General features: G+C 62.4%; 2 protein-coding genes and 1 pseudogene. All 3 read left to right on the top strand.

What is annotated here, in order from left to right:
• The first annotated feature begins 148 nt into the window (after positions 1 to 148).
• On the top strand, positions 149 to 673 hold the full coding sequence (locus tag E5W87_RS04020; RefSeq protein ID WP_292394266.1) for a GNAT family N-acetyltransferase: 525 nt from the start codon (positions 149 to 151) through the stop codon (positions 671 to 673).
• A 111-nt stretch (positions 674 to 784) separates the two neighbouring features.
• Positions 785 to 2,170: a hypothetical protein gene (locus E5W87_RS04015; protein WP_292394264.1), complete on the top strand. Its 1,386-nt coding sequence runs from the start codon at positions 785 to 787 to the stop codon at positions 2,168 to 2,170.
• 291 nt (positions 2,171 to 2,461) lie between these two features.
• Positions 2,462 to 4,196, top strand: a pseudogene (locus E5W87_RS04010) (adenylate/guanylate cyclase domain-containing protein); the annotation flags it as partial.

The following is a 4,196-nucleotide window of genomic DNA, read 5'->3' as shown; positions in this document are numbered from 1 at the left end:
GCTGGATCGGCATCAGCGGCGTCTTCAAACTCTACGCCACCTCCCGGTATTTTAGCTCGCAATCGGCATCATAGTTTCCAGAAACGGCTGGATTTTCAGGTGACGTCCGGTGCATCGTGCCGGGCCGATTGCCTTCGCCGGGAGCGCCATGACCAGCACGACCTCGCCATCCTCCGAGAATATCCAGCCGCAGCTCCGGGCCGTCCGGCCAAGCGATGCGGAGGCGCTTTGCGCTATCTTCAACATGCCGGGCTTTCGCTGGGGCACGCTCAGGATGCCCTTCGAGATGGTGGAGCAGGTGGAGCGGCGCATCGCCAAGTCCGGCCAGGAAACCACCTGGATCGTTGCCGAGTTGGACGGCAAGGTCGTCGGCCATGGCAGCCTTGTGGTGCAGGGTTCGCCGCGCCGTTCGCATATCGGCGAGATCAATATCGGCCTTGACGATGCCTTTGTCGGCAAGGGTATCGGCTCTGCCATACTTGGCGCGCTGCTTGACGTGGCCGACAACTGGCGCGCCCTGAAGCGGGTCGAATTGACCGTCTATGCCGACAACGAACCGGCCGTCCGTCTCTACACAAGCCACGGCTTCGAGGTCGAAGGCCGGCATGTGAAGGCCGGTTTTACCGACGGGCAGTACCACGACCTCCTGAGCATGGCACGGCTGCGGTTCTGAGATCCGCTGTTCAGCCTTAACTGTTTAGCCAATCTAACAATTCGTGCCGAGCCAGCGAGCAGGTGATTTGTCTCCCTTGGCGTTTGCACCGCAAGCGGCTAGACGGGACCAATGACCGCCGTCTTTGACCCAACCCCTACGCCTCCGGCGGAAATTCTGGCTGTGCTGTCGCTGCTCTGCCCGGAAGTCGTGCGTGACATCGAGCAGAACTGGAATGCACCGGTTTCCGATTACGCCCGCCATCTGTGGCGGCCGGTGGCAAGGCCTGCATCGGGCCCGGCGATCGCTGCCCGCTCGATCCTGCGCGAAGTCCTGCATCAGCGCCTTGGGGTGATTATGCAGCCTGAAGAGATCGGCAAGGCCCTCGACGAGTTCGAGTACAGACCGGTGATTCAGTCCGGCCTGCACTGCCTGCTTCTCATGGACCGGATCACCTTCGATGCCCTCCTGCTTGCCTGGCTCGGCGCGGTCGAAAACGGGCTGTCGGCCTTCTTCAGCTTCATGGGAACGACGATGACCATGGAGACAATTGGCCGGGAGGGGCCGGGATGGCTCGATGTCGGTGACGACAAGGTCAACCTGTTTGGCATGGGGCGCCACAAACTGTGCCGCAAAAGCGCCTGCGTGGCCGGTCCCGTCACCCTCAATAAGCGCGCGCTCGAAGCGGTGGGCGACGAAACGGATGCCAGCCGCTGGCTGGACACACTGCTTGCCAGCCAGGACAAGGTGTTTGGAACCGCCGCCGATGCGCTGACAGCCCTCAACGAGGATCTGGTCGCCGATTGGGATCGTTCCGGCATGGCCTTGCCGGTTTTCATCGATGATCGGCTCGCTGCGGCTGCCGTGGCGCGGCATCTAGAACATGATGGCAGCCTTCTTTCCAGGCTGCTCATTGAGCCCGCAAGGCGCCAGCGTCTCGAATGTGCCTTGCAAGCGGCCGCATCGAGCCCATTTGGCAGATTCCTGCCCAATGCCACGGCCTATTTCTGGGGCATCCGCGAGGAGCGCGTGCGCAAGCTTGTCCTCGATAACGGGTACCTGATCGAGCCTGACAGGCCGCATGGTCTTTCCATCCCGTTCGAGCGGCCGCATCTCAGGCAGGCGCTGCTGGACGGCGTGCTGCTACCGAACTTGTTCCTGATGTTCCTCGTCCTTGCCATATTGCCGCGCGTGCGGGTTGTGGGCGGCCTGAGACAGATAGGTTACGTAGCGCTTTTCCACTCGATCCTGCTGGCTGCGCTAGATGAAAACGCGCCGGAAGAGCGCGATCTGGCTGCGGAGCTGCAGGTTCGGGAAAATGCCTGGGGCATGCGGGTCATCGATGAAAAGATCTCGGTCCGCGAGCAGCTTGCCGGCCTGCCGGAAGGGGCGCTCTTCCCGGACCTGCTCCGGCAATACCGTTTGCGGACATTTGCCGAGACGACCGACGACCTGAAACTGGTTCGCGAAAACGCCCGATGGCGCAAGATCGGCCAGGCAGAGATCAAGGCGAGCTGAGCCTTACTTCAGGTTGATTTTCTGGTCCGCAACCGCAAGCGACGGCGATCTATGGGTGAGCCTCTGGCGTCTGATCCGGCCGCTTCCTTGACGCTGATGCCTTTCGGGATTTCGACGACGGCTTCCGCCTCGATCGGCAGCGCTCTGCCACCGGACCCACACTGCTCGCTCGATGCCCATTTATGCTGCCGCTTGCTGGTCGACGGTTATCGGTTCATCCTTGTGAAATACCCTGGCCGTGAAGTGCGTAGTGAGATCACGCCGTCACGGCCCCTGGTGAGGTCTTGTCCTATGGACTGCTCGGGCTGCGGTTTCGAGGTTGAGGGCGGTTACGCTTTCTGTCCGAGGTGTGGCAGGCGCCAGCCCGTGCCATGCGCCAGTTGCGGCTACCCTTGCGCACCTGATTTCGAGTTCTGTCCGAAATGCGGGGCAAGCGTCGGTGCGCCCGCAAAAACCGTCGAACGGCCTGCTCCCACACCAAGCCGGACCGTTGTGCCGCCTTCTCGAACTCCGTCGCTGCTTCCGAACGTCGAAAGCGAAGAAGGGCTGTATCCCGTCTCTGACGCCGATCGCCGGACGGTAACAGTCCTATTCGCTGACCTTTGCGGCTTCACGACACTCAGCGAGCAGCTCGACCCCGAGGTCATGCAAGCGCTGCAGAACGAACTGTTCAAGGAATTGACGGCGGCCGTGCGAAATTTCGGTGGTTTCGTCGACAAATTCATCGGCGATGCACTGCTCGCTTTGTTCGGTGCGCCGGTCGCACATGAGGACGATCCGGAACGTGCGCTTCGCGCGGCTCTCGACATGATCGCCCGGACGGCGCGGCTCGGCGAAAGCACCCCCCACTCCGGCTCGCCTCTGTTACTCCACATCGGCATAAACACTGGTCCGGTCGTTACTGGCGGATTGGGCATCGGCACCGCCAAATCCTATTCGGTGACCGGCGACACAGTGAATACGGCGCAACGCCTGCAATCGCTGGCCGCACCGGGTGAGGTGCTGGTAGGCGAGCTCACTCACAAGCTGACCCGGCATGCCTTCTCTTACGAGTCGCTGGGTGATGTCGTGTTTCGCGGCAAGGCTGGCAGTGTGCTCGTTCATCGACTGGATGCACCGCTTGCGGCGCCGCGTGCAGCGCGTGGGCTCGAGGCGCTCGGCCTCAGTGCGCCGATAATAGGTCGTGGTGCGGAGCTCAATAGAATGCTGGCGAGCCTTGACCAGGCGTGCAGCGGCTCTGCCCAACTTGTCCGCCTCGTCGGAGAGGCCGGTATAGGGAAATCGCGGCTGGTGAAGGAGTTCGTCGCCCGCGTCGGCGACGAGGATCGTTTTCGCAACGTCGCCGTGCGGCTGGCCACCTGCTCACCGCTGGGCGAACAATCATTTGGCGCCTTGGGCGCAGTGGTGCGCGGCGCTGCCGGGATGATGCAAAACGACAATGGGGACGAAATGCGAGGGAAGCTCGCAGGCTTGCTTACCGATCTCGGCCTGCCGGGCGAGGAGGCGAAGCGGCTGATGCCGTTGCTCTACCATGTGCTCGGCCTTGGCGACCCCGATGCCACCTTGCAGCATGTCGAGCCCGAGCAGCTGCGACGGCAAATTCTCTACGCAGTCCGCACCATCATCGAACGGCGCCTTGCTTTGTCGCCGCTGTTGATTGTCGTCGAAGACCTGCACTGGGCCGACGCCGTGTCGCTCGAGGCACTACGTTTCGTGATGGACAGGTTGGAACGCACGCGGTTGATGTTGCTGGTCACGCATCGTCCGGCGCCGGACAACGGCCAGCTCGACTCAAGTCGGGTCAGTCACACAGCGCTCAGGCTTTCGCCGCTCAACAATGATGACGGACGCAGCCTGCTGGCGGCGCTTTTCGGCGAGAGCTGGGTAAACTCCGCAGGAGGGCTTCTCGACCAGATCCTCGAGCGCGCGGGCGGCAACCCCCTTTTTGTAGAGGAGATCGTCCGCGGCCTTATCGATCGCGGTGTACTGATGCGCGAGGGCCAGCGATGGCGGACTGTGGCAGGCG

Source organism: Mesorhizobium sp. (assembly GCF_004962925.1).
In the GTDB taxonomy this organism is placed as follows: Bacteria; Pseudomonadota; Alphaproteobacteria; order Rhizobiales; family Rhizobiaceae; genus Mesorhizobium.
Note: the sequence above shows the minus strand (reverse complement) of the source record. Positions and strands in the feature narration are given on the sequence as shown.